General features: G+C 69.1%; 1 protein-coding gene. It reads left to right on the plus strand.

Annotated features, from left to right (window positions below):
• On the plus strand, nt 1-262 hold a 262-nt coding region (locus ACLJNW_RS25930), incomplete at both ends, for an endonuclease/exonuclease/phosphatase family protein (protein WP_410961470.1).

The following is a 262-nucleotide window of genomic DNA, read 5'->3' on the forward strand; positions in this document are numbered from 1 at the left end:
GGCTACGTCAACCAGGTCGAGCACCTGGCCCAGTTGGGGGCGTTCCCCTACTGGTACCAGCAGCTCAACCGCAACCTCGGGCGTATCGCCCAGCACAGCAACGGCCTGCTCAGCCGCTGGCGGCCGACCCTGCTGGAAGATCATCCGTTGCCCGGTCCGCCGGGGCGCGGCGCGATCTTCGTGCGTTTGGGCGAAGGCGCCGACGCGCTGGTGGTAGTGATGATGCATCTCGCTCTCGGCGCTCGCACCCGCACCCGCCAGC

The sequence above is a fragment of the Salmonella sp. SAL4457 genome, from assembly GCF_046548235.1.
Lineage (GTDB): Bacteria > Pseudomonadota > Gammaproteobacteria > Enterobacterales > Enterobacteriaceae > Salmonella > Salmonella enterica.